The organism is Corynebacterium sp. UMB8791 (genome assembly GCF_054166365.1).
Genome location: NZ_JBSZCG010000050.1, coordinates 1 through 333, shown reverse-complemented (window position 1 = coordinate 333; position 333 = coordinate 1). Strand labels below are relative to the sequence as shown.

The following is a 333-nucleotide window of genomic DNA, read 5'->3' as shown; positions in this document are numbered from 1 at the left end:
TTGCTCGATTGCTAGCGCCAGCGGGTCATCGTGGTGTTGGGTGTGCAGGTAGAGCCACCAGTCCATGATGATTCGCTGGTGTTCGTCAAATGTGCCGCGGTGGGCTCGGGCGAGGTGTTTTAGTTGTGCGTTTATGCCGCCTTCCAGGCTGTTTGTGGTGGTCTTCAGCGTGGTCGTGGTGCGGTGTGGTGGGTTGAGCCAGACGAAGAGGTGGCCTTGTTGGTAGAGACGCTCGAATCGGCGGTAGGCTCTGCGGGCTCTGGGATGGGTGTACCACCATTGCTGGTTGTCGCGGATACGTTTTGGGATCTCTTCTGGGGCGACTTGGTTGCG

1 pseudogene is annotated in these 333 nt (G+C 58.9%); it reads right to left on the bottom strand.

The features are described 5' to 3' along the window. Nucleotides 1-333, bottom strand: a pseudogene (locus tag ACXIUA_RS01275) (IS256-like element ISCau1 family transposase); the annotation flags it as partial.